The sequence below is a fragment of the Paraburkholderia ferrariae NBRC 106233 genome (genome assembly GCF_000685035.1).
In the GTDB taxonomy this organism is placed as follows: Bacteria; Pseudomonadota; Gammaproteobacteria; order Burkholderiales; family Burkholderiaceae; genus Paraburkholderia; species Paraburkholderia ferrariae.
Map to the genome: position 1 here is coordinate 103,080 of NZ_BAYB01000014.1, position 22,269 is coordinate 125,348.

The window sequence follows — 22,269 nt, forward strand, 5'->3', positions numbered from 1 at the left end:
GCGTCACAACGCGCGCCGTTGCGCGCATTGCTTCGGGCGGCAGGCTCAACGCGAACAAGTGCACGACGCTCAGTCCCGCCGATCCCGGATAGCAGCCCACCCGGCAACGCAGGCTGATGGCCGCGATGGCCTCGTCGTCGAAGCGCGCGCGGTACCAGACCGCTCCGACTGAAAGCGTCGTCATGCTGGCGCAATGTGCCTGTAGCAGTTTTAGGCGAGGCGCGGCCAAAACGTAACCCCGCAATTTCTATGGAACGAATGACGCCGGTCGCGCCGCGCTATGGGTCATGCGGATTGCATTGCCGGTTCGCGTCGATCCCGTATCCGTCCCGTATCGATCAGTCGATGAATAGACTGTTTCGGACATCTGAATCGATCGGCGCCGGATGCGCGCAGAGGCCGTGCTAACCTCGAAACGTGCTGGAGTGCCATTCGATGCGCCGCGCGCGGCGGCCAGACGGTGCGCACAGGAACGCGGAGAAACCGATGACGACTCTTGCAGCCGATGATCGACCGTTGCTCACCGCGGCGCAAACTCAGAGGGCGGCCTTGCGCGTCGCGGTGGTGATCGCAACGAAGGGGCGTCCCGCGGCAACCGCATGGGCCGTGCGCCTGCTCGCGCAACAAACGCAGCGTCCCGACCAGGTCCTGCTCTCGGCAACGAGCGCCGCCGACCTCGGTCCCTACGACGCGCACGGCCTGCGTATCGACGAACTGGTGGGCACCGCGGGTTCGAGCGTGCAGCGCAATCGCGCACTCGATGCGCTCGCACCGGAGATCGACGTCGTGATCTTCTTCGACGACGACTTCGCACCCGAACGCCACTGGGTCGAACAGTGCGCGGCGCTCTTCGAAAACGATTCCACGCTGATGGGTCTCTCGGGCCGAACGTTGCGTGACGGCGCAACGGGGCAGCCCGTGGCATGGGAAGAAGCCGTCGCGCTCGTGGACGGCGCGCAGCATACCGTGCTCGAGGCCGCGCCGCTGCGCGCCGGCGTCGATCTCTACGGCTGCAACATGGCGTGCCGCGCTGAGGCGATTGCCGATCTGCGTTTCGACGAACGTCTCGTGCTCTACGGCTGGATGGAAGACAAGGACTTTTCGCGGCGGCTCGCGCGGCGCGGCCGGCTCGCGTATAGCGACAGCCTGCTCGGCGTGCACCTCGGCATGCAGGGCGGGCGCGTGTCGGGGCGCCGCTTCGGCTACTCGCAGGTGGTCAATGCGATGTATCTGTGCCGCAAGGGCGTGATGTCGAAGAAGGAAGCGGCCAGCAACATCGTGCGCGCGCTCTGCATGAACTGCGTGAAGTCGGTGCGCCCCGAAGCGCATCTCGACCGGCGCGGGCGCCTGATCGGCAACGTGATCGGGATTGCCGAGATGTGCCTCGGATCGGTGAAACCGGAGCGCGCCGCGCGGCTCTGAGGCTCCAGGCCCGCGGCGCGCGCTCCCTGCATAGACCGGTTCGAAGCGTCAGTTGCCGCTGCCGCGCGCGACGCGGCGCTGCTTGACGCTTTCCGCGAGCCCTTCGAGCACGCCCACGCTTTCGTCCCAGCCGATGCAGCCATCGGTGATGCTCTGGCCGTAGGTGAGTGCGCAGCCTTCCTTGAGGTCCTGGCGGCCCGCCACGAGATGCGATTCGACCATCACGCCGATGATGCGTTCGTCGCCGGCGGCAAGCTGGCGGCCGATGTCGGCGCACACGGGAATCTGGTTCTCGTGCTTCTTCTGGCTGTTTGCGTGGCTCGCGTCGATCATCAGGCGCGCGGCGAGGCCGGCCTTGCCGATGTCGGCGCACGCGGCGTTTACGCTTTCGGCGTCGTAGTTCGGCGCTTTGCCGCCGCGCAGAATTACGTGGCAGTCCTCATTGCCGGCCGTCGAGACGATGGCCGAGTGGCCGCCCTTCGTCACCGAGAGGAAATGGTGCGGCTGCGAAGCGGCCTTGATCGCATCGACGGCGATCTTCACGTTGCCGTCCGTGCCATTCTTGAAGCCCACCGGGCACGAGAGGCCCGAGGCCAGTTCGCGGTGCACCTGCGACTCCGTCGTGCGCGCGCCGATGGCGCCCCACGAAACCAGATCGGCGATGTACTGCGGGCTGATCATGTCGAGGTACTCGGTGCCGGCGGGCAGGCCCAGTTCGTTGATGGCGACGAGCAACTCGCGCGCGGTGCGCAGGCCGTCGTTGATCTTGAAGCTGTTGTCGAGGAACGGGTCGTTGATGAGGCCCTTCCAGCCCACCGTCGTGCGCGGCTTTTCGAAGTACACGCGCATCACGATTTCGAGCTCGCCCGCGAAGCGCTTGCGCAGCGGCTGCAGCTTCTGCGCGTATTCGATGGCGGCCCGGGTGTCGTGGATCGAGCACGGGCCGATGATCACGATCAGACGGTCGTCCATGCCGTGCAGGATGCGGTGCAGCGCCTGGCGCGTTTCGTAGATCAGCGTCGAGGCGGCTTCCGAGCACGGGAATTCGCGGATCAGGTGCGCGGGCGGCGTGAGTTCTTTCAGTTCCCGGATGCGGACATCGTCGGTATTGTGCGGGGGCATGGTCGTTTTCTCCTGATCCTGTCGTGTAGCGTGTCGGCGTCGATCAACGGTGGCGGCGCGGACGGGGCCTCAAAAAGCGGTTAGATGAAAATTGCGGCTCGAAAGTCGGTGTGGGTGTCGGTGTGGACGGCAATAAGGACGAAAAAAAACCGCCAGGCTTGGCTGGCGGTTTCTCGTGTATTCGGGGTCCTGCGCGTGCTATCAACCCTCTCGATCCGCCAGCGGTCTGAGATACCAAAAGAAGTAAAAGTAAAACTTCGTGGCGGTGGTCATGGCAAAAGCGATGGCGATGGTAAAAACGCTGGCTGAGACGGTAAGAGTGCCCGGAAACCGGAGTTTCGTCGCAAAGGGTGATTGCCTTTATAACCCGATCAAGCTGGCGCTGGCAAGCGCTGCGCGGCGAAAACGCGTGACATCCGCGCAAAAAATGACCTGGATGCAGAAACCCTGCATGGCGATGCGGGATTTCCGCATCACCATGCACGAAATCAGACAGTGCCCCCAACGGTCATGCGGTCGATGCGCAGCGTCGGCTGGCCCACTCCCACCGGCACGCTCTGCCCCTCTTTCCCGCATACGCCCACGCCGGAGTCGAGCTTCATGTCGTTGCCGATCATGCTCACGTACTTGAGCGACTCCGGGCCGCTGCCGATCAGCGTGGCGCCCTTCACCGGGTAGGCGATCTTGCCGTTCTCGATCATGTAGGCCTCGGAGGCCGAGAACACGAACTTGCCGTTCGTGATGTCCACCTGGCCGCCGCCGAAGTTCACGGCATAAAGGCCGTTCTTCACCGAAGCGATGATTTCCTGCGGGTCCTTGTCGCCGTTGAGCATGTACGTATTGGTCATGCGCGGCATCGGCAGGGCGGCATAGGATTCGCGGCGCGCGTTGCCGGTCACGGGCATCTTCATGAGGCGGGCGTTCAGCGAGTCCTGGATGTAGCCCTTGAGGATGCCGTCCTCGATCAGCGTGGTGCACTGCGTGGGGTTGCCTTCGTCGTCGATGTTGAGCGAGCCGCGGCGGTTGGGCAGCGTGCCGTCGTCCACCACGGTGACGCCCTTCGCCGCCACCCGCTCGCCGATGCGTCCCGCGAACGCCGACGAGCCCTTGCGGTTGAAGTCGCCCTCGAGGCCGTGGCCGATGGCCTCGTGCAGCAGCACGCCGGGCCAGCCCGGCCCGAGCACGACGGTCATCGCGCCGGCGGGGGCGGGGCGCGCCTCCAGGTTGACGAGCGCCGAGTGCACAGCGTCGTCCACGTACTTCGCGAGCACGTCGTCGGTGAAATAGCCGTAGTCGAAACGACCGCCGCCGCCGCCGTTGCCGATCTCGCGGCGGCCGTTCTGCTCGGCGATCACCGTGACCGAAACGCGCACGAGCGGGCGGATGTCCGCGGCGAGCGCGCCATCGCTGCGCGCGACGAGCACGACGTCGTATTCGCCGGCGAGCGCCGCCATCACCTGGGTGACGCGCGGGTCGCGGCCCTTGGCCATCTGCTCGATGCGCTCCAGCAGCTTGACCTTTTCGGTGGCGTCGAGCGAGCCGAGCGGGTCCGAAGGCAGGTACAGATCGCGGCCGGCGATGCCCTTGAAGGCGCTCGCCACCTTGATCTTCTGCTTGCCGCCGCCCGCCTTCGCGATCGAGCGCGTGGCGATGGCCGCCTGGCGGATCGCCTCGGGCGAGAGGTCGTCGGAATAGGCAAACGCCGTGCGCTCGCCGGATACGGCGCGCACGCCGACACCCTGGTCGATGCTGAAGCTGCCCGACTTCACGATGCCTTCCTCGAGGCTCCAGGCTTCGCTGCGCGTGGTCTGGAAGTAGAGATCGGCGTAATCGACGCGGTGCGTGAAGATCTCGCCGAGCGTGCGCGTGAGCACTGCCTCGTCGAGGCCGTAGGGCGCGAGGAGCAGGTCCTTCGCGGTCGCCAGATTGCGAATGCCGGGTTCGATGATGTTCATGCGTGCAGTAGGGAGAGTCCGTGGGTGCTGTTGGGTGCTATTCAGGGCTATTCGGTGCTATTTCGGTGCTGCTTGCGGTGGCTACCCGGTAGTTTCGGGCGGGCGTGGGGTTTATCAAGCGGCGGCCCGGCCGCTCAGCCGCAGTCGAGCACGCGATGCCGCCACGCGGGCAGGCTCGCGCGCACCGACGCGATGCGCTCGGCTTCGATCTCGCCGGCCACAACGCCAGGGCCTTCGTCGAGCACGTCCATCACTTCGCCCCATGGGTCGATCAGCATGCTGTGGCCCCAGGTGCGGCGGCCGTTCTCGTGCTGTCCGCCTTGCGCGGCGGCCAGCACGTAGCACTGGTTCTCGATCGCGCGGGCGCGCAGCAGGATCTGCCAGTGGGCGCGCCCGGTGGTGTAGGTGAAGGCGGAGGGCACCACCATCAGCGCGCAGTCGCCCATGCGGCGGTAGAGCTCGGGAAAGCGCAGATCGTAGCAGACCGAGAGGCCCACCCGGCCGAACGGCGCCGCGAAGGTGCGCACCTCGGTGCCGGGGCGGATCGTGCGCGCTTCGTCGAACGATTCCGCACCTTTTTCGAAGTTGAAGAGGTGGATCTTGTCGTAGCGCGCCACTTCCTCGCCGCGCGGATCGAACACGAGCGTCGTGTTCAGGACGCGGTTTTCCTCGGGGGCGACCAGCGGCAGCGTGCCGCCGATGATCCAGACATCGTGCCGGCGCGCCGCATCGGCGAGAAAGCGCTGGATCGGGCCGTCGCCGTAGGGTTCGCGGATGGCGAGCTTGTCGCTGTCCTTGTGGCCCATGAAGCAGAAATATTCGGGCAGCAGCACGAGGCGCGCGCCGTTGCCGGCGGCCTCCTCGATCAGGCGCCCGGCTTCGGCCAGATTGCGCTCGCGATCGGGCGTGCTGACCATCTGCACGGCGGCAATGCGAAAGGGCGGGTTCGGGGAATCGCTCATCGACGGATCGTGAATGGGCCCGGAAAGCGGGCGGCGGGTTTCGGCCCGGCGCGCAAACACACACGGTGCGTACGCCTGCGCACGGGCTCAATGCGCCGCGGCCGGCGCCTGTGCGCCCATCTTACCCTGATCGCCGTGCAGCCGCTCGACGTGCGGTTTGGACCACGAGCCCGTGATGGCGTAGTCGAGCGCGAACGCCGATTCGACGGTGTGCGAGAGCGCAAAGTCGGCGACGAGGGCGCCCAGACCCAGCAGCGGGTTGATGACGGCCGCGGCGATCACGCCGGCGCCCACGCTGAGCGTGGGCACCACGTGCACGTGCAGGTCCTGGGTTTCGTGGGCCAGATCGACGGTGCCGGTCATCTGCGCGCGCGCGGGCGCCGTGACGAGCTTGAAGTCGTTCGTGCGGGCGAGGCCGTCGGTGATCTGCCCCGTGCCCGTGATGCTCGTGAACGGCAGCCCTTCGCCGATCACGTCGCGAAAATCCATGCTCGCGTAACGCGCGAGGCTTTGCAGGCTCAGCACGCCGAGCAGCTTCGCCACGCCCGGGTCCACCTTGAGGATCTGGCCGTGGTGCAAATCGACCGCGAGGCTGCCGTTGAGCGTCGGGTAGTCGAGCTTCGCCGGGCCGCCGTGCCAGTCCATCTTGCCCGAGAGCGTGCCTTCGCCGCCCTTGAGCGTGCGCGGCATGCCGGCGCGTTCGAGCAGCGCACCCGCGTCCTTGATGTCGAGACGGAATGCGAGCGCCGTGCGGCGCGGCGTGGTGGGTTCGTCGCCCACGCCCACGTCGCCGATGGTGCGCCAGTTGCCGGTTGCGCTCAGGTGCGCGGCCGGATTGCTGATGTCGAGCGCGTCGAGCTGCCAGACCGGCACGCCGTTCTCGTCGAAGTTGTGCGCATTGACCTGCAGGCGGCCGAAGTCGCGGCCGCGCACGATCAGCTGGTTCACGACGAGGTCGATGGCCGGCATGTTCTGCACGGGCTGCGAAATGGCCTGGCCGAGCAGGTCGTTTTCGGTGGCGGCGGGCACCACGAGGCGCGCGAGGCGCGCTTCGAGGGTGCCGGGCGTGCCCGCAACGGCGCCCGGTTTCCAGGAGAGGTGGCCGGACACCTGGCTCGACGCGAGGTTGGCCTGCCAGTCCTTGCCGCTGCGCGTCGCGCCGACGACCACGTTTTCCCAGTGGCGCTTGAGCAGCGTGAGCGTGCCGACGTGGACGGCGAAGCGCGACGGCAGGTACTGGGCGAACACGCCGCCGGGCATGGCTTCGGCGGCGGCTGCGGCCGAAGCTGTCTCGGCGGGGGCGGCTGCGGTTGCCGCGGAGGCGCCTTGGGCAGGTGCCGCTGCGGCGGTGGCCGGGGTACTGGCCGATGCCCCCGAGGCGGCGACGACGTTGGCCGAAGCCGGGGACGAGGCCGCCGCTGCCGCCGGTGACGAAGCAGGCGCCGCAGCGGGTGCAGAAGCGGGCGCGGAAGCCGGCGCCGCAGCCGCACGCGCTTGCGAAGCCCCGGGCGCCGAAGCCGCCGCTGCCGCGCTTGCCGCCGCGCTGCCGCGGATCTGCTGCACGACGAGCCGCCACGCATCGGCGTCGAAGGTCGGCATCTCGATGGCGGCCGTCACGCCCTCCGAGGGCAGGTCGGCCGGCCGGTTCATCGCAATCGCGCCGCGCACCACGTCGGGCACGTGCCCCGGCTGGCGCCGCAGCACGTAGCGCGCGGTGAGCGGCCCGAGCGTCATGTCCGCGTGCTGGAGGACGCTGGCTTCCGTCGCCGGGGCGCCGGCGTCGCTGCCGTCGCCCGCGCCCGGCTGGATCTCGAAGCGCAGCGGCATGGGCGTGCCCGCGGCCTTGCCGAACGGCGCGGGCAGGTCGAGCGCGAGGTCGGTGAGGTCCGACGAAGCCTTCAGGTCCGGCAGATGGCCCTTCGTGCCGCGCACCGAGAGCGAGTAGGGGGCGGTGCCGCTCATGCGGCCGAGCACCGCCGCCGCCGTGCCGTGCAGATTGAGCCCGCGCGCCGCATCGACGGCGAGGTTGCCCGAAACGTCGAGCGCATAGCGGCCGTCCTCGCTCAAGCCGCCGTCGGCGCGCAGCGGCCCGCCGAGGAAGGTCGCGCCCAGTTGCTCGACCTGCGCGCTGCGGTTGGTGAAATGCACCTTGCCGGTGAGGTCCGAGACGGGCGGAACGTTGTCGGTCACGAGCTGGTCGCCCTCGAAGCCGATCGTGCCCGCCAGCAGTACCCTGGGCTTGGGCACGCGCGGGATCGTGAGCTTGAGCGCGAGCGTGGCCGGTCCTTGCGCGCGCACCCTGGCCGTGGCGTGCTTCGAGACGTAGCCGATCGAGCTGTTGTCCGCGTAGTCGAGCAGGTCCGCGAGCGGCCCGCGCCCGGCCCCGCTGATGAAGAGGTTAGAGCCCTTCGTGCCGAGGTCGTCGATGCGGCCGCTCACGTCGTGCAGCACGAAGTCGCGGTAGTGGCCGCGCGCGACGTCGAAGCGCAGCTTGTTTTCATGGAGCGTGAACACGCCGTCGATGCCGTCGAACGCGGGCCAGACATTCGGCGCGCCGTTCTTGAGCGTCTTGGGCGGGAACGGCGACGGGTCGAAGCGGCCGCCCGTGAACGGCGCGACGATGCGGAACTGCCCGGCGTCGGGCGCGCGCGTGTAGGGGAAGAGCGTGAGGTCGCCGTGGATCTCGATCGTCGCGCCCTTCGAGATGCCGGCCTGCAGCCCGTGGCCGAGGTAGGTGCGCACCTTCTCGGAAAGGCTCGTCGGCAGGTAGCGCGGGATCGCCTTCACCTGGGCCGACTCGAAGTTCGCCGTGAGGTCGAGCGCGCCGCGCCCGTGTCCCGGGTTCGAGTAACGGGCCGTCATCTTCGCCCGGGCGTCTTCGTTGGCGACGCCCAGTTCGGTGACATCGACTTCGAAGGCCTTGTGCGTGTCGCCCGGCCCGCGCTTCGCCGCCACGGTCCACTTGCCGGCGCCGTAGAGCCGGTCGAACGTGAGGCGCGGGTTGTCGAACACGCCCGGCAGCGTCACGGCCGCCTTGGCCGTGTCGAACTGGATGGTGCCGTGCGCCTCGTCCGCGTCGATGTGGCCCCAGAGGTTCTCGAAACCGGGCAGGCCCGCGCGCGGATGGCCGCGCGGCGTGAGGCCCGGCCCCGGCTCCTGCGCGGCCACGCTGATGCCCTGCAGGTCGCCCTTGAAGCGGTAATGGATGATCGGCTCGGCAACGGGCGTGTGCTGCTCGGTGGCCGCCTCGCTCGCTTCGGGCGCCGCGCGCTCCAGCGCCAGCTCGTAGTTCGCGACGACTCCCTGCGGATTGAAGCGCACGAGCGCGCCCTGCGCGCGGCCCGGCAGCGGCAGCGCGCGCATGAATTCGGCGAGGATGCCGAGGTCGATGCGATCGCCCGTCACGCTGAAAAGCTGACCGTGCTGGAGCGACTGCTGCCTGAAGCGCGCGTCGAGCGTCGTGAGCGCGAGCGTGCGCATGAGCGGCGTGCCGTCGTCGAGCGGCGGCTCGCCGAGGTCGGCGTGAAAGTCGCGCAGCGCGAGCGTGTAGTCGCCGGGCTGCACGCCCACGCGCCACTGGAAGTGCGCGATGGGCAGCATGAGTTGCGGCTGCGTGGGCCGCACCTGCAGCGCGATGCCGGTGCCGTCGAGCACGCCGTTGGCCGAGAGCAGGCGTCCCGAAGCGAAGTGCGCCCAGATCGCGTTGTCGATGCGGCCGGCATACGTGGCGATCGGCAGCTTCACGTAGCGGGCGAGCGTGGGCAGATCGACCGGGCCGGTAGAGAGATAGGCGTTGCCGCTCCAGTCGGCGGGCTTGCCGGCCTGCGAGAAACGCGCATGCGTGAAGTGCGCGCGGAAGTCGAGCGGGCCGTCGAGCACGGTGCCCTCGCTCGGCGCCTGGAGCGCGACGCGGTGGTCGTAGCCGTCGTTGAGGATCGCAAGGCGAATGTCGTGGAGCCCGAGATCGGGCACGTCGCGGGTGGCGTCGTGCCAGCGCAGCGTGCCGCCGCGCAGCACGATGGCCTGCTGGCGCATGAACCAGGTCGTGAAGGTGGCGTTGCCCGTGTGGGTGGTGGGCACGGGCACGCCGGCCACGGTGAGCGTGCCGTCGTCTTCGCGGGCGATCAGCACGTCGGGGCGTTCGACGAGGACGCTCGAAAGCAGCAGTTCCCACGAGACGAGCGAGCGCCAGGAAACCGTGGCCGTGGCATGCGGCACGTTCAGCGCGAGATTGCCGTGGCGGTCGCGGATCGTGAGGCCGGTCACGTCGATGCCGGGCTGAAAGCCGAGCCAATGCGGCCCGAGCTTGCCGATGCGGAACTCGGCGTGGATCTTCGAGGAGACGAGGGTTTCGATGCGCGGCCGCAGATCGTCGATATGCGGCAGCACGACGTAGCGCAGCCCGAGCAGGAGGGCGGCCACGATGAAGTAGAGGACCAGCGCGAAGGCGGCGAGCACGCGCAGCGTGTGTCGCAGCACCGGATGGTGGTGCCCCGGCGCATCCGGGGCTTCCCGGGTGGCATGTCCGGCTGGATGCGGACCGGCGGGATCGTTTCGCTCGGACATGCTGCTGCGGGTGGGGTATGGTAGCGTTGCGTTCTGACCACGAAATGTATCACATGGGGCCGCGGCGCCGGCCATCCGGAGATGCCTGGATGACCGGCGCCGCGCGTTCTGCGCGTGCCGCAAACGCCACGCCCCAAGCGAGCCAGGCCTTCATGACCGACGACATTCCCCTCCTCAGTTCCCGTTATTCCCGTTATGCGGCGCGCGCCTATGCAGCGCGCCCCGGTCTTGCCCGGCAGGTCGCGGCCCTTGCCGCCGCGCCGCTCACGCGCGAGCGCATCGTCGCGCGGCTCGATGCGCTGTGTGCGCAAGCAGGCGGCGTACCTGGCGAGGCGGCACCGGCTGCGTCGGCACCGTCGGCACCATCGGTCGCGGCCGCTGCACCCGGCGACGACCCGCTCAAGAAAGCACTGCGCCAGTTGCGCGTGGAAGTGATCTGCGCAGTGATGGAGCGCGACCTCGGGCGCGTGGCGGACGTGGCCGAAGTCACGGGCACCATGACCGACCTCGCCGAAGTCGCGATCCAGCGCGCGCTCGCCGTCGTGACGGCGGACCTCGAAACGCTTTACGGCGAGCCGCGCGGCCCGAACGGCGAGCGCCTCACGCTCGGCGTGGTGGGCATGGGCAAGCTGGGCGGGCGCGAGCTGAACGTCTCGTCGGACATCGACCTGATCTTCGTCTACGAGGACGACGGCGAAACCGCGGGCGGCCAGCGCTCGCCCATTGCCACGCAGGACTTCTTCACGCGCGTGGGCAAGCGGCTGATCGCGGCCCTGAACGACGTGACCGCCGACGGTTTCGTGTTCCGCGTGGACATGCGGCTGCGCCCGAACGGCGACTCGGGGCCGCTCGTGGGCAGCCTCGGCATGCTCGAGGAATACTTCTACGTGCAGGGCCGCGAGTGGGAGCGCTACGCGTGGATCAAGGGGCGGCTCGTTTCCGGGGACGAAAGCGAGAGCGCGCTGCGCCTTGCCGCCCAGCTCGACGCGCTCGTGAAGCCCTTCGTCTATCGCCGCTATCTCGACTTCGGCGTGATCGGCGCGATCCGCTCGCTGCACGTGCAGATTCGCCAAGAAGCGCAGCGCCGCGCCCACATGCGCCCCGACAAGGCCGACGACATCAAGCTCGGGCGCGGCGGCATCCGCGAGATCGAGTTCAGCGCCCAGGTGTTCCAGCTGATCCGCGGCGGCCAGGACGCGGGCTTTCGCGTGCGCCCGACGCTCGCCGTGCTCGGCTATGCGGCGGCGCGCGGTCTGATCGCGCCGGACGTCTGCGCGGATCTCACGCGCGCCTATCACTTCCTGCGCGAACTGGAGCACCGCCTGCAATACCGCGACGACGCCCAGACCCACGCGATGCCCGTCGATCCGGCCGAGCGCGCGGCGCTGGCGGACGCGATGGGCTTCGACGACTACGCGGCGCTCATGGCCGCGCTCGAAGGGCACCGCGACCGGGTGGAGCGGCAGTTCGACCAGATCTTCGCCAACAAGGCGGGCGTGGACGGCAGTTGCGCCGCGCGCGAGGACGGCGCGGCCGCGTGGGTCTGGAGCCCGGTGCTGGCGGAAGAGGGCGCCGACGACGAACTGCTCGAACGCCTCTGCGAGCTCGGCATCGACGAGCCGGCGCCGCTCATCGCGCGGCTGCGCGGGCTATGGCAGTCCTCGCGCTATGCGGGGCTGCCCGAAAAGAGCCGCGAGCGCTTCGACCGGGTGGCGCAGCGCGCGCTCGAAGCCGCGCGCACGCTGGAGCCGCGCGCGCGCCGGGGCGACACGCTCGCCCGCATGTTCGACCTGCTCGACGCGGTGAGCAGGCGCGGCGCCTATCTCGCGCTTCTCACGGAATACCCGGACGCGCTCAACCGCGTGCTGAAGGTGCTGGGCGCCTCGCGCTGGGCGGCGGGCTATCTGATCCGCCATCCGCAGTTGCTGGACGAACTGCTCGACGACGAAGCCATCGCCACGCCGTTCGACTGGCCCGAGTTCTCGCGTCTGTTGCGCGCGCGTCTCGCGGCGGCGGCGGACGTCGAGCAGCAGATGGACCTGCTGCGCCACGCGCACCAGGCCGAGGTCTTCCGCATCCTGCTCAACGACCTGGCGGGCCGTCTTTCGGTCGAGCACGTGAGCGACCGCCTTTCGGAACTCGCCGACGCCGTGCTCGACGTGACCATCGAAACGGTCTGGCAGCAGTTCGCGAAGCGTCACCGCGAGGTGCCGCGCTTTGCGGCGATCGCCTACGGCAAACTGGGCGGCAAGGAACTGGGCTACGCCTCCGACCTCGACCTGATCTTCCTCTACGACGACGACCACGAAAGCGCCGCCGAGATCTACGCGGTGTTCGCGCGCCGCCTCATCACGTGGCTGACCACGGCCACCGGCGCGGGCACGCTCTTCGACGTCGATCTGCGCCTGCGGCCGAACGGCGAGTCGGGGCTGCTCGTCACCGATCTCGATTCGTTCCGCCGCTACCAGCTACGCGAGGGCGACGCGGCGAATACGGCGTGGGTCTGGGAACACCAGGCGCTCACGCGCGCGCGCTTTTCGGCGGGCGACGCGGCGATCGGCACCGCCTTCGAGGCGATCCGCGTGCAGGTGCTCACCACGCCGCGCGACGCGGAGCCGCTCGCGCAGGAGATCATCGAGATGCGCCAGCGCGTGGAGGACGGCCATCCGAACCGGACCGAGTTGTTCGACCTGAAGCACGACCGCGGCGGCATGGTCGATATCGAGTTTCTCGTGCAGTACTGGGTGCTGCTGCACGCGGCCCGGGACCCCGAGCTGATCCGCAACACGGGCAACATTGCGCTGCTGCGCGAGGTGTCGCGCTTTGGCCTCATGAGCGAGGAGGAGGCCGAGACGATCGGCTCCGCGTATCGTCTCTATCGCAAGCTGCAGCATCAGTTGCGGCTGGACGGGATGGAAAAGGCGCGCGTGGAGCCCGAACGGGTGCAGGCGCAGCGCGAGGCGGTGCTGGGACTGTGGCGGCGGGTGTTCGGGGAGCGGGGCGCCAGCGCCTGAAAAGACGGGCGCCTCCGGCCACGCGGCCAGGCTCACTCACGCCGCCAGCATTTCCTTCGCATGGCGGCGCGTGGTGGCCGTAATTTCGAGGCCGCCCAGCATGCGCGCCACTTCCTCGACGCGCCCCGGCTTGTCGAGCGGCGTGACGACCGAGATCGTGCCGCCGTTGCCGTCGCCGGACTTCGACACCTGGAAGTGATGGTCGCCGCGCGCGGCCACCTGCGGCAGATGCGTGACGCAGAGCACCTGGTGCTCGCACCCGAGCTGATGCAGCAGCCGGCCCACTACTTCCGCGACGCCGCCGCCGATGCCGGTGTCCACTTCGTCGAAGATCAGCGTGGGCGTGAGGCTCGCGGCACTCGCGATCACGGCGAGCGCGAGGCTGATCCGCGCCAGTTCGCCGCCCGAGGCGATCTTCGCGAGCGGCCGCAGCGGCACGCCCGCGTGACCCGCCACGCGAAACTCGATCTGCTCGAGCCCATGCGCGCCGCCGCTTTCGCCGTTGCCGAGCGGCACGAGCGCGACTTCGAAGCTGCCGCCCGCCATCGAGAGTTCCTGCATGCCCTGCGTGACCGCCGCGCCGAGCGCGCTGGCCGCCTTCGCGCGGGCCTTCGAGAGCAGCTTCGCCTCGACGAGATATGCCTCGTGCGCGCGATCAGCGGCGGCGCGCAGGCTGTCGAGGTCGGCCGCGGCGTCGAGTTGCGCGAGCTGCATGCGTCGCGCGGCGTGTTCTTCGGGCAGCGTCTGGGCCCGCAGGCGGAATTTGCGGGCGGCCGAATGCAGTGCGTCGAGGCGCCGTTCCACTTGCGCGAGGCGCTCGGGATCGAGTTCGAGGCGCTGCGCGTAGTGCGACAGCGAGTACGCGGCCTCCTGAAGCTGGATCGCCGCGGGTTCGAGCGCGGCGAGCGCGTCGCCGAGCGCGGGATCGATTTCCGCGAGATCGCGCAGCTTCGAGACGACGCCGTTCAGGTGCGAGATCATCGCCTCGTCGGATTCGGAGAGCGCGGCGAGCGCGCCCTGCACGCCTTCGATCAGATTCGCCGAATGCGAGAGCCGGTGGTGCTCGGCGTTGATCTCTTCCCATTCTCCCGGCTGCGGCGCGAGCTTGTCGAGCTCGGCGAGCTGCCACGCGAGGCGCTCGCGCTCGAGCTGCAGTTCGCGATCGCGCGACTGGGCGGTTTCCACGGCCTGGCGGGCGTCGCGCGCGCTGCGCCAGGCGCGCATGGTGGCGGCGGCGAGTTCGGTGAGGCCCGCGTGGGTGTCGAAGAGTTCGCGCTGGGCATCGGGCCGCATCAGCAACTGGTGCGCGTGCTGGCCGTGGATGTCCACCAGCATTTCGCCCACTTCGCGCAATTGCGCGAGCGTGGCCGGCGTGCCGTTGATGAACGCCCGCGAGCGGCCGCCGCTGTCCACCACGCGGCGCAGCATCACGATGCTTTCGCCGTCCGGGCTCGCGAGCGCCTGTTCGTCGAGCCAGGCGAGGACGTGCGGCGGCACGTCGAATTCGGCCGTGATGTCGGCGCGCGTCTCGCCGCTGCGGACCACGCCCGCGTCGGCGCGGGCGCCGAGCGTGAGCGCGAGCGCGTCGATCAGGATGGACTTGCCCGCGCCGGTTTCGCCGGAGAAGACGGAAAAGCCGCTGTCGAATTCGAGGTCGAGCGCCGCGACGATCACGAAGTCGCGAATCGAGAGATGGCGGAGCATGGGTGCTGGAGTCGGGCTGCTGGCGGTTGGCGTGGAGGCTGGGCTGCGGCGGACGATCGATCGGGCAGTCAGTCTTCGGGGTCGCCCTGCAGCGACGGGTGTTCGTTCCAGTGCAGCTTCTTGCGCAGCGTCGCGTAGTAGCTGTAGCCCACCGGATGCAGGAAGGGCACCGTATGGCGCGAGCGGCGCACTTCGATCACGTCGCCGAGTTCGAGCGAAGTGAACGACTGCATGTCGAAGTTCACGTTGACATCGCGGCCCGCGACGATCTGGATGCTGACCTTGCAGTCGTCGGGCAGCACGATCGGGCGGTTCGAGAGCGCATGCGGCGCGATCGGCACGAGCACGATGCCCTGCAATTGCGGATGCAGGATCGGCCCTTGCGAAGAGAGCGCGTACGCAGTGGAGCCGGTGGGCGTCGCGACGATCAGGCCGTCCGAGCGCTGGTTGTACATGAAGCGGCCGTCCACGTTCACGCGCAGTTCGGCCATGCCCGAGAAGCCGCTGCGGTTCACCACCACGTCGTTGAACGCGAGCGCGTGGTAGATCGGGTCGCCGTCGCGCGTGATGCGCGACTCCAGCAGCGTGCGCTCTTCACGCTCGAACGAGCCGGCGAGCAGCTGCGGCACGACTTCCTGCATGTCCGAGAACGCAATGTCGGTGATGAAGCCGAGCCGGCCGTGGTTGATGCCGATGAGCGGCGTGCGGTAGGGCGCGAGCTGGCGTCCGATGCCGAGCATCGTGCCGTCGCCGCCCAGCACCACGGCAACGTCCGCGCGCGCGCCGATCTCGGCGGGCTGCAGCGCGGGGTAGCCGGCAGCGCCGATCTCCTGGGCAGTCTGCGCCTCGAACACCACGTCGAAGCCGAGCTTCGAAATGGTCTGCGCGAGCGACATCAGCGGCTCGCCAATGCCTGGCGTGTTGCTGCGCCCGACCAGCGCGACGGTCTTGAACTGGCTCTGGATCTTGTGGATTTGCATGCCGGCATTACACCATAGTCAGGTCGCGAAAAGAACCTGGCGAACCGGGCGCCGTGCACGGCGCCCCTTGGCGTCCGGGGCCGTCCGGAGCGACTCGGGGCGACCCGGGGCAGCGGCGGCGCCTCGCGCGTTTGCCGATAGAATCGGTGACATGGTGATGACAGCGCCCGGGTTTGCCGCCCCCGGCTCCGTGCGGCCACGCCCGCCGCCCACGGGCACGACCGCAGGCCGCCGCCCGCGGCCCGGCGCGCACTCGCGGCCGGGCCGCCATTAGGCTAGAATTTTCAGTCATGCTAGATCCCCGCGCACAAACCCTCCTCAAAACGCTGATCGAGCGCTACATCGCCGAAGGTCAGCCGGTCGGTTCGCGCACGCTGTCGCGCTATTCCGGCCTGGAACTGAGCCCGGCGACGATCCGCAACGTCATGTCGGACCTGGAGGAGCTCGGGCTCGTGTCCAGCCCGCACACCTCTGCGGGGCGCGTGCCGACTCCGCGCGGCTACCGCCTCTTCGTCGACACGATGCTGACCGTCGAGCCCTCCGCCGACGAGGACGCGCTCACCCGTGCCGTCAAGACCACGCTGCGCCCGGGCGAGACGCAGAAGGTGGTGGCGGCCGCGGCGAGCGTGCTGTCCAATCTCTCGCAGTTCGCGGGCGTGGTGCTGACGCCGCGCCGCAGCCACGTGTTCAAGCAGATCGAGTTCATGCGCCTGTCGGACAAGCGCATCCTGCTCATCATCGTGACGCCCGAAGGCGACGTGCAGAACCGCATCATGGCGACGCAGCGCGACTTCTCGCCTTCCGAGCTGATCGAAGCGTCCAATTACATCAACGCGCATTTCGCGGGCCTCTCGTTCGACGAAGTACGCCAGCGCCTGCGCGAGGAAATCGACGCGCTGCGCGGCGATATGACCACGCTCATGCACGCCGCGGTGACGGCCAGCACCGACGAAGCCGATACCGGCGAGACCGTGCTCATTTCGGGCGAGCGCAACCTGCTCGAAGTGGCCGACCTGTCCTCGGACATGGCGCGGCTACGCAAGCTCTTCGACGTGTTCGACCAGAAAACGAGCCTCCTGCAGCTGCTCGACGTTTCGAGCCACGCGCAGGGCGTGCAGATCTTCATCGGTGGCGAATCGAATCTCGTGCCGATCGAGGAAATGAGCGTCGTGACCGCGCCGTACGAGGTGAACGGCAAGATCGTGGGCACGCTGGGCGTGATCGGCCCGACCCGCATGGCGTACAACCGTGTGATTCCCATTGTGGACATTACCGCGCGCCTCCTTTCGCTCACGCTCAGCCAGAACTGAGCCGGAACGGATCTCGCCTTCATCGTCGGGCAAGCGCGTGCGGCGCGCCATCGGCCGGATGGCTAGCCGAATGGCCAGGTGGGCAGGCACCCCCCGCCCGCTATAATGATTCCCTTGTGCAACCGTTGCCGCGCGTGAAGTGCGGCGCCACTGATCGCCTATGCGTTTCGATCTGGAGCGGCCCCTGCAGTCCGCTGTCGCGCATCGCGTCGCGGTGCTGCTGATTAATCTCGGCACGCCGGACGCGCCCACGCCGCGCGCCGTGCGCCGCTATCTGGCGCAGTTTCTCTCCGACCCGCGCGTGGTGGAGATCCCCGCGGCCATCTGGCAGGTGATCCTGCGCGCGCTGATCCTGCCGCTGCGCGGGCGCTCGTCGGCGCGCAAGTACGCGGCCGTCTGGACGCCCGAAGGCTCGCCGCTGCGCGTCCACACGCAGAAGCAGACCGATGCCCTGCGTCATCTGCTGCACGCGAACGACTATGCGGTGATCGTCGATTACGCCATGCGCTACGGCACGCCGGACATTCCCGCCATGCTCACCCAGCTCAAGCTGGCCGGCGCGGAGCGCATCCTGCTCATGCCCATGTACCCGCAGTACTCGGCCTCCACCACGGCCACGGCGTTCGACGCCGCGTTCGCCGCGCTCGGCCGCATGCGCAACCAGCCGGAAGTGCGTACGGTGCGCGGCTACCACGACCATCCGGCCTATATCTCGGCGCTCGCGGCGCAGGTCCAGCATTACTGGCAGGCGCACGGCCGGCCCGACTTCGCGGCGGGCGACCGCCTCGTTCTGAGCTTTCATGGCGTACCGAGCCGGACGCTCGACCTGGGCGACCCGTATCACGACGAGTGTCAGCAGACTGCGGCGCTCCTCATGCACGCGCTCGAACTCAGCTCCGTGGAGTGCCGCGTGACGTTCCAGTCGCGCTTTGGCCGCGCGCAGTGGCTCCAGCCCTATACCGCGCCCACCTTGCGCGAGCTCGGGCAGGCCGGCGTCCGGCGCGCCGACGTGTTCTGTCCCGGTTTCACGGCGGACTGCCTCGAAACGATCGAGGAAATCGGCATGGAGGTGCGCGACGAGTTCGTGCACGGCGGCGGCAAGGAGTTTCACCGCATTCCGTGCCTGAACGCCTCGCCGGCCTGGATCGCGGCGCTTGGCGAGATCGTTGCGCAGAACCTGCAGGGCTGGCCCGTGCAGGCGCCCACGCCGGCGGGCGCGCTGGCCTGAGCCCGCGTAGCGGCGGCGAATCCCTCTCCTGAGCCATGAACTACAAGATCTCGACCGACCCGTCCGCGCGCCTGCGCATCGACAAGTGGCTGTGGGCCGCGCGCTTCTTCAAGACCCGTTCGCTCGCGGCGGACGCCGTCGGCAAGGGGCGCGTGCGGATCGGCGGCGAAGCGGTCAAGGCTTCGAAGGACGTGCGCGTGGGCGAACTCGTCCAGATCGAGATCGATCACGTGCTGTGGGAGGTGGAAGTACTGGGCTTATGCGACGTGCGCGGCCCGGCCAGCATTGCGCAAACGCTCTATGCGGAAACGGAGCAGGGGCGCGCACGGCGCACGGCGGAGCAGGAGCGGCGGCGCGTCTTTCGCGAGCCCGCCGTCGTGCTGCACGGGCGGCCGACCAAGCGCGATCGCCGCACTATCGACAAACTTGGGCGTGAGGATTGAAAAGCGCTTCCATGGTGGCATGAATGCCGCCATATTCCGTCGTGTTGTCGTTGACGGCGCCCGACATGCAGATGGTGGTGGTTCCCGCAATGAGTACCAGCGCGACCACCGATATTGCAAAGGTCAGTTTCACGGTACTCCCCCAGGGAAATTGCACGGCGAAAACGGCCAGCTCGGTGTAGTGCGGATACGGCGCGCGGGTGGCGAGACAGTTGTCAAGCAGATGTAAGGGTTAACGCGCGCTGAGCAGCACTTGTTTCTGAGTGTAGGTCAGTGGCGTGCCGCACTCAATTGCATTTTTGCGGCGCCGCAGTAATGGTTGTAACCGGTGGTTTCCCCGCCTGCCGGACTGTAAAAAAAGCCGCGGGAAGCCCTTGAATTCGGCGATCCGGCGCCCATGTGCTGTGCCGATGCGCAAAGCGGGTGTCGCGCCGGAGCAACGGCGCGCGGATGGCCGGGCGAGTCGCCCGGCGCTTTGCTCCCTTTTTGATTATCCAACCACGTTCAGCGACATGGAAAACACGCAAGAGAACCCGACGAGCCAGAATCCCACGCCGGCGGACGAAACGTCGCAAGCCGGCGCGGCGGGCGCCCCGGGCGCGCAGCCCGAAGCGGCGGCGCAAGCTGCGGCTCAGGTGGGCCAGGGCGGCGCCGACGCCGCGCTTGCCGAAGCGCAGGCGAAGATCGCCGAGTTGCAGGACGCGTTCGTGCGTGCCAAGGCGGAGACCGAGAACGTGCGCCGCCGTGGCCAGGACGACGTCCAGAAGGCGCACAAGTTCGCCATCGAAACGTTCGCCGAGCACCTGCTGCCGGTCGTGGACAGCCTCGAGGCGGCCGTGGCGCACGGCTCGGACGACCTGGCGAAGGTGCGCGAGGGCGTCGAGCTCACGCTCCGGCAGCTCACGGGCGCGCTGGAGAAGGGCAAGGTAGTGGCCGTCAACCCGGTAGGCGAGAAGTTCGACCCGCATCGCCACCAGGCCATTTCGATGGTGCCGTCGGAGCAGGAGGCGAACACCGTCGTCGCCGTGCTGCAAAAGGGCTATGTGATTGCCGACCGCGTTTTGCGTCCGGCGCTCGTCACGGTTTCCCAGCCGAAGTAAATAAAACGGAAGTTCGACGCAAGTGCGCGCCGTGTCAGCCGGGCTGGCGGCGCGGGTGATTGAAAAAAATGAATGACCGGATAGCGCCTGGGGTCTTGAAAACGCCTTAATGGCACTCATTTGGGCAGCAGTTCCGGATTGAAGCGGATGGCCCGCGCGGCAAGGCAAACGCCTGGCGCGAGCGGCGGTCCGCACAGCGACCAAAAATTGGAGATTGATTAAATGGGCAAAATCATTGGTATTGACCTCGGCACCACGAACTCGTGCGTGGCGCTGATGGAAGGCAATCAGGTCAAGGTGATCGAGAATTCCGAAGGCGCCCGCACGACGCCGTCGATCATCGCCTACATGGATGACAACGAAGTGCTGGTCGGCGCGCCGGCCAAGCGCCAGTCGGTCACGAACCCGAGGAACACGCTTTACGCCGTCAAGCGCCTGATCGGCCGCCGCTTCGAAGAGAAGGAAGTGCAGAAGGACATCGGCCTGATGCCCTACAAGATCGTCAAGCACGACAACGGCGACGCCTGGGTCGAAGCGCATGGCGCGAAGCTCGCGCCTTCGCAGGTTTCGGCGGAAGTGCTGCGCAAGATGAAGAAGACCGCTGAAGACTACCTCGGCGAGCCGGTCACCGAAGCCGTGATCACGGTTCCCGCGTACTTCAACGACAGCCAGCGTCAGGCCACCAAGGATGCCGGCCGCATCGCCGGTCTGGAAGTCAAGCGCATCATCAACGAACCGACTGCAGCCGCACTGGCGTTCGGTCTGGACAAGGCCGAAAAGGGCGACCGCAAGATCGCCGTGTTCGACCTGGGCGGCGGCACGTTCGACATCTCGATCATCGAAATCGCGGACGTGGACGGCGAAATGCAGTTCGAAGTGCTCTCGACCAACGGCGACACGTTCCTCGGCGGCGAAGACTTCGACCAGCGCATCATCGATTACATCATCGGCGAGTTCAAGAAGGAGCAGGGCGTCGACCTCAGCAAGGACGTGCTCGCGCTGCAACGCCTGAAGGAAGCCGCTGAAAAGGCCAAGATCGAACTCTCGTCGGGCCAGCAGACCGAAATCAACCTGCCGTACATCACGGCGGATGCCTCGGGTCCGAAGCACTTGAACCTCAAGATCACGCGCGCCAAGCTGGAAGCGCTGGTCGAAGACCTGATCGAGCGCACCATCGAGCCGTGCCGCGTGGCGATCAAGGACGCGGGCGTGAAGGTGGGCGACATCGACGACGTGATTCTCGTCGGCGGCCAGACGCGTATGCCGAAGGTGCAGGAGAAGGTGAAGGAGTTCTTCGGCAAGGACCCGCGCCGCGACGTGAACCCGGACGAAGCCGTGGCCGTGGGTGCCGCGATTCAGGGCCAGGTTCTGTCGGGCGACCGCAAGGACGTGCTGCTCCTCGACGTGACGCCGCTCTCGCTCGGTATCGAGACGCTTGGCGGCGTGATGACGAAGATGATCAACAAGAACACCACGATCCCGACCAAGCACGCACAGGTCTACTCGACGGCGGACGACAACCAGGGCGCCGTGACGATCAAGGTGTTCCAGGGCGAGCGCGAAATGGCGGCCGGCAACAAGCTGCTGGGCGAGTTCAACCTCGAAGGCATTCCGCCCGCACCGCGCGGCACGCCGCAGATCGAAGTGACCTTCGACATCGACGCTAACGGCATTCTGCACGTGGGCGCGAAGGACAAGGCCACCGGCAAGGAAAACAAGATCACCATCAAGGCGAATTCGGGCCTCTCGGAAGCCGAAATCGAAAAGATGGTGAAGGACGCCGAAGCGAACGCGGAAGAAGATCACCGTCTGCGCGAGCTGGCCGATGCGCGCAACCAGGGCGATGCGCTGGTGCACAGCACGAAGAAGGCCGTGGCCGAGTACGGCGACAAGGTCGACGCCTCCGAAAAGGAGAAGATCGAAGCCGCGCTGAAGGACCTCGAAGAAACGCTGAAGAGCGCGTCGGCCGACAAGGCGACGATCGAGGCGAAGGTCGAGGCGCTGTCGGCCGCGTCGCAGAAGCTCGGCGAAAAGATGTACGCCGACATGCAGGCGCAGCAAGCCGGTGCGGCGGGTGCCGCCGGTGCTTCGGCAGGCGGTGCGGAAAGCGCCCAGGCCGACGACGTGGTGGACGCCGAGTTCAAGGAAGTCAAGAAGGACTAAGTCGTTCGAACCGGGCTTGCGCCGGATGAACCGCAGCGGCGAAGCGGGCCTCGCAGGAGGCCTGCGCCGCGGCGGGACAGTTCCCCGCAAGACCGGCCGCATCGGTTACGATGCGGGCAGCATTGCTTAACGCCTGGCGAGCCTTCCGGCTCTCCGGGCACATTTGTTTTATGGAGGCCGTTCCCGACAGGGGCTGTCGAAGACGCTGCAAGCAAGGCGCAGCGGCGTTTCTGGCGGTGCGAGGGGCGGCATACGGGTCGCGAGATCCAGCATTCATGAGGAGCCGGCACGGGCGTCACG

The 22,269-nt window shown here is 68.0% G+C and carries 15 protein-coding genes; 8 read left to right on the forward strand and 7 right to left on the reverse strand.

Annotation, left to right across the window (positions count from 1 at the left end; all coding sequences use genetic code 11):
- The first annotated feature begins 486 nt into the window (after positions 1 to 486).
- The gene (locus BFE01S_RS17180) at positions 487 to 1,422 is read left to right on the forward strand and encodes a glycosyltransferase family 2 protein (RefSeq protein ID WP_042337853.1); all 936 of its coding nucleotides are present in this window, start codon (positions 487 to 489) and stop codon (positions 1,420 to 1,422) included.
- A 48-nt stretch (positions 1,423 to 1,470) separates the two neighbouring features.
- Here the strand turns inward: BFE01S_RS17180 and aroG are convergent, their stop codons facing one another.
- Positions 1,471 to 2,544 carry a 3-deoxy-7-phosphoheptulonate synthase AroG gene (gene aroG / locus BFE01S_RS17185; protein ID WP_028226580.1) on the reverse strand — a complete coding sequence of 358 codons (1,074 nt, stop codon included), beginning with the start codon at positions 2,542 to 2,544 and terminating at the stop codon, positions 1,471 to 1,473.
- Between the two features lie 84 nt (positions 2,545 to 2,628).
- Between aroG and BFE01S_RS44370 the strand changes: the two genes are divergently transcribed.
- Entirely contained in the window at positions 2,629 to 2,853 is a 225-nt protein-coding gene (locus tag BFE01S_RS44370; RefSeq protein ID WP_156967048.1) for a hypothetical protein, read from the forward strand.
- A gap of 179 nt (positions 2,854 to 3,032) precedes the next feature.
- Here BFE01S_RS44370 and tldD read toward each other — a convergent pair whose 3' ends face one another.
- The 3 genes from tldD to BFE01S_RS17205 all read right to left on the reverse strand — a co-directional run bounded on the left by tldD (position 3,033) and on the right by BFE01S_RS17205 (position 10,027).
- Positions 3,033 to 4,499 (reverse strand): metalloprotease TldD, encoded by a 1,467-nt coding sequence (tldD, locus tag BFE01S_RS17195; protein ID WP_028226581.1) that lies wholly within the window; start codon positions 4,497 to 4,499, stop codon positions 3,033 to 3,035.
- A gap of 134 nt (positions 4,500 to 4,633) precedes the next feature.
- A complete protein-coding gene (locus BFE01S_RS17200; RefSeq protein WP_028226582.1) occupies positions 4,634 to 5,461 on the reverse strand; it encodes a carbon-nitrogen hydrolase family protein in 828 nt (275 codons plus the stop codon).
- A gap of 87 nt (positions 5,462 to 5,548) precedes the next feature.
- On the reverse strand, positions 5,549 to 10,027 hold the full coding sequence (locus tag BFE01S_RS17205) for a YhdP family phospholipid transporter (RefSeq protein ID WP_028226583.1): 4,479 nt from the start codon (positions 10,025 to 10,027) through the stop codon (positions 5,549 to 5,551).
- A 152-nt stretch (positions 10,028 to 10,179) separates the two neighbouring features.
- Between BFE01S_RS17205 and glnE the strand changes: the two genes are divergently transcribed.
- Entirely contained in the window at positions 10,180 to 13,041 is a 2,862-nt protein-coding gene (glnE, locus tag BFE01S_RS17210) for a bifunctional [glutamate--ammonia ligase]-adenylyl-L-tyrosine phosphorylase/[glutamate--ammonia-ligase] adenylyltransferase (protein ID WP_028226584.1), read from the forward strand.
- 36 nt (positions 13,042 to 13,077) lie between these two features.
- On the opposite strand, the gene recN is transcribed toward glnE, so the two are convergent.
- Positions 13,078 to 14,745 carry a DNA repair protein RecN gene (recN, locus tag BFE01S_RS17215; RefSeq protein ID WP_028226585.1) on the reverse strand — a complete coding sequence of 556 codons (1,668 nt, stop codon included), beginning with the start codon at positions 14,743 to 14,745 and terminating at the stop codon, positions 13,078 to 13,080.
- A 68-nt stretch (positions 14,746 to 14,813) separates the two neighbouring features.
- The gene (locus BFE01S_RS17220) at positions 14,814 to 15,725 is read right to left on the reverse strand and encodes an NAD kinase (protein ID WP_028226586.1); all 912 of its coding nucleotides are present in this window, start codon (positions 15,723 to 15,725) and stop codon (positions 14,814 to 14,816) included.
- Between the two features lie 290 nt (positions 15,726 to 16,015).
- Between BFE01S_RS17220 and hrcA the strand changes: the two genes are divergently transcribed.
- From hrcA to BFE01S_RS17235, 3 genes are all read left to right on the forward strand, one after another.
- Positions 16,016 to 17,035 carry a heat-inducible transcriptional repressor HrcA gene (gene hrcA, locus BFE01S_RS17225; RefSeq protein WP_028226587.1) on the forward strand — a complete coding sequence of 340 codons (1,020 nt, stop codon included), beginning with the start codon at positions 16,016 to 16,018 and terminating at the stop codon, positions 17,033 to 17,035.
- A gap of 160 nt (positions 17,036 to 17,195) precedes the next feature.
- On the forward strand, positions 17,196 to 18,263 hold the full coding sequence (gene hemH, locus BFE01S_RS17230; protein WP_028226588.1) for a ferrochelatase: 1,068 nt from the start codon (positions 17,196 to 17,198) through the stop codon (positions 18,261 to 18,263).
- 35 nt (positions 18,264 to 18,298) lie between these two features.
- On the forward strand, positions 18,299 to 18,706 hold the full coding sequence (locus BFE01S_RS17235; protein WP_028226589.1) for an RNA-binding S4 domain-containing protein: 408 nt from the start codon (positions 18,299 to 18,301) through the stop codon (positions 18,704 to 18,706).
- On the opposite strand, the gene BFE01S_RS45050 is transcribed toward BFE01S_RS17235, so the two are convergent.
- Positions 18,678 to 18,839: a hypothetical protein gene (locus tag BFE01S_RS45050; protein ID WP_169742640.1), complete on the reverse strand. Its 162-nt coding sequence runs from the start codon at positions 18,837 to 18,839 to the stop codon at positions 18,678 to 18,680. The two genes, BFE01S_RS17235 and BFE01S_RS45050, sit on opposite strands and share 29 nt — an antisense overlap.
- A gap of 379 nt (positions 18,840 to 19,218) precedes the next feature.
- On the opposite strand from BFE01S_RS45050, the gene grpE reads away from it, so the two are divergent.
- Complete coding sequence (grpE, locus tag BFE01S_RS17245; protein ID WP_028226590.1) at positions 19,219 to 19,806, forward strand: nucleotide exchange factor GrpE; 588 nt, start codon at positions 19,219 to 19,221, stop codon at positions 19,804 to 19,806.
- 222 nt (positions 19,807 to 20,028) lie between these two features.
- The gene (dnaK, locus tag BFE01S_RS17250) at positions 20,029 to 21,969 is read left to right on the forward strand and encodes a molecular chaperone DnaK (protein ID WP_028226591.1); all 1,941 of its coding nucleotides are present in this window, start codon (positions 20,029 to 20,031) and stop codon (positions 21,967 to 21,969) included.
- Positions 21,970 to 22,269: the final 300 nt, after the last annotated feature.

Bases quoted from the DNA above. Each gene is read 5' to 3' on its own strand.
- BFE01S_RS17180 (WP_042337853.1), top strand. From the start codon at position 487: ATGACGACTCTTGCAGCCGATGATCGACCGTTGCTCACCGCGGCGCAA.
- aroG (WP_028226580.1), bottom strand. From the start codon at position 2,544: ATGCCCCCGCACAATACCGACGATGTCCGCATCCGGGAACTGAAAGAA.
- BFE01S_RS44370 (WP_156967048.1), top strand. From the start codon at position 2,629: ATGAAAATTGCGGCTCGAAAGTCGGTGTGGGTGTCGGTGTGGACGGCA.
- tldD (WP_028226581.1), bottom strand. From the start codon at position 4,499: ATGAACATCATCGAACCCGGCATTCGCAATCTGGCGACCGCGAAGGAC.
- BFE01S_RS17200 (WP_028226582.1), bottom strand. From the start codon at position 5,461: ATGAGCGATTCCCCGAACCCGCCCTTTCGCATTGCCGCCGTGCAGATG.
- BFE01S_RS17205 (WP_028226583.1), bottom strand. From the start codon at position 10,027: ATGTCCGAGCGAAACGATCCCGCCGGTCCGCATCCAGCCGGACATGCC.
- glnE (WP_028226584.1), top strand. From the start codon at position 10,180: ATGACCGACGACATTCCCCTCCTCAGTTCCCGTTATTCCCGTTATGCG.
- recN (WP_028226585.1), bottom strand. From the start codon at position 14,745: ATGCTCCGCCATCTCTCGATTCGCGACTTCGTGATCGTCGCGGCGCTC.
- BFE01S_RS17220 (WP_028226586.1), bottom strand. From the start codon at position 15,725: ATGCAAATCCACAAGATCCAGAGCCAGTTCAAGACCGTCGCGCTGGTC.
- hrcA (WP_028226587.1), top strand. From the start codon at position 16,016: ATGCTAGATCCCCGCGCACAAACCCTCCTCAAAACGCTGATCGAGCGC.
- hemH (WP_028226588.1), top strand. From the start codon at position 17,196: ATGCGTTTCGATCTGGAGCGGCCCCTGCAGTCCGCTGTCGCGCATCGC.
- BFE01S_RS17235 (WP_028226589.1), top strand. From the start codon at position 18,299: ATGAACTACAAGATCTCGACCGACCCGTCCGCGCGCCTGCGCATCGAC.
- grpE (WP_028226590.1), top strand. From the start codon at position 19,219: ATGGAAAACACGCAAGAGAACCCGACGAGCCAGAATCCCACGCCGGCG.
- dnaK (WP_028226591.1), top strand. From the start codon at position 20,029: ATGGGCAAAATCATTGGTATTGACCTCGGCACCACGAACTCGTGCGTG.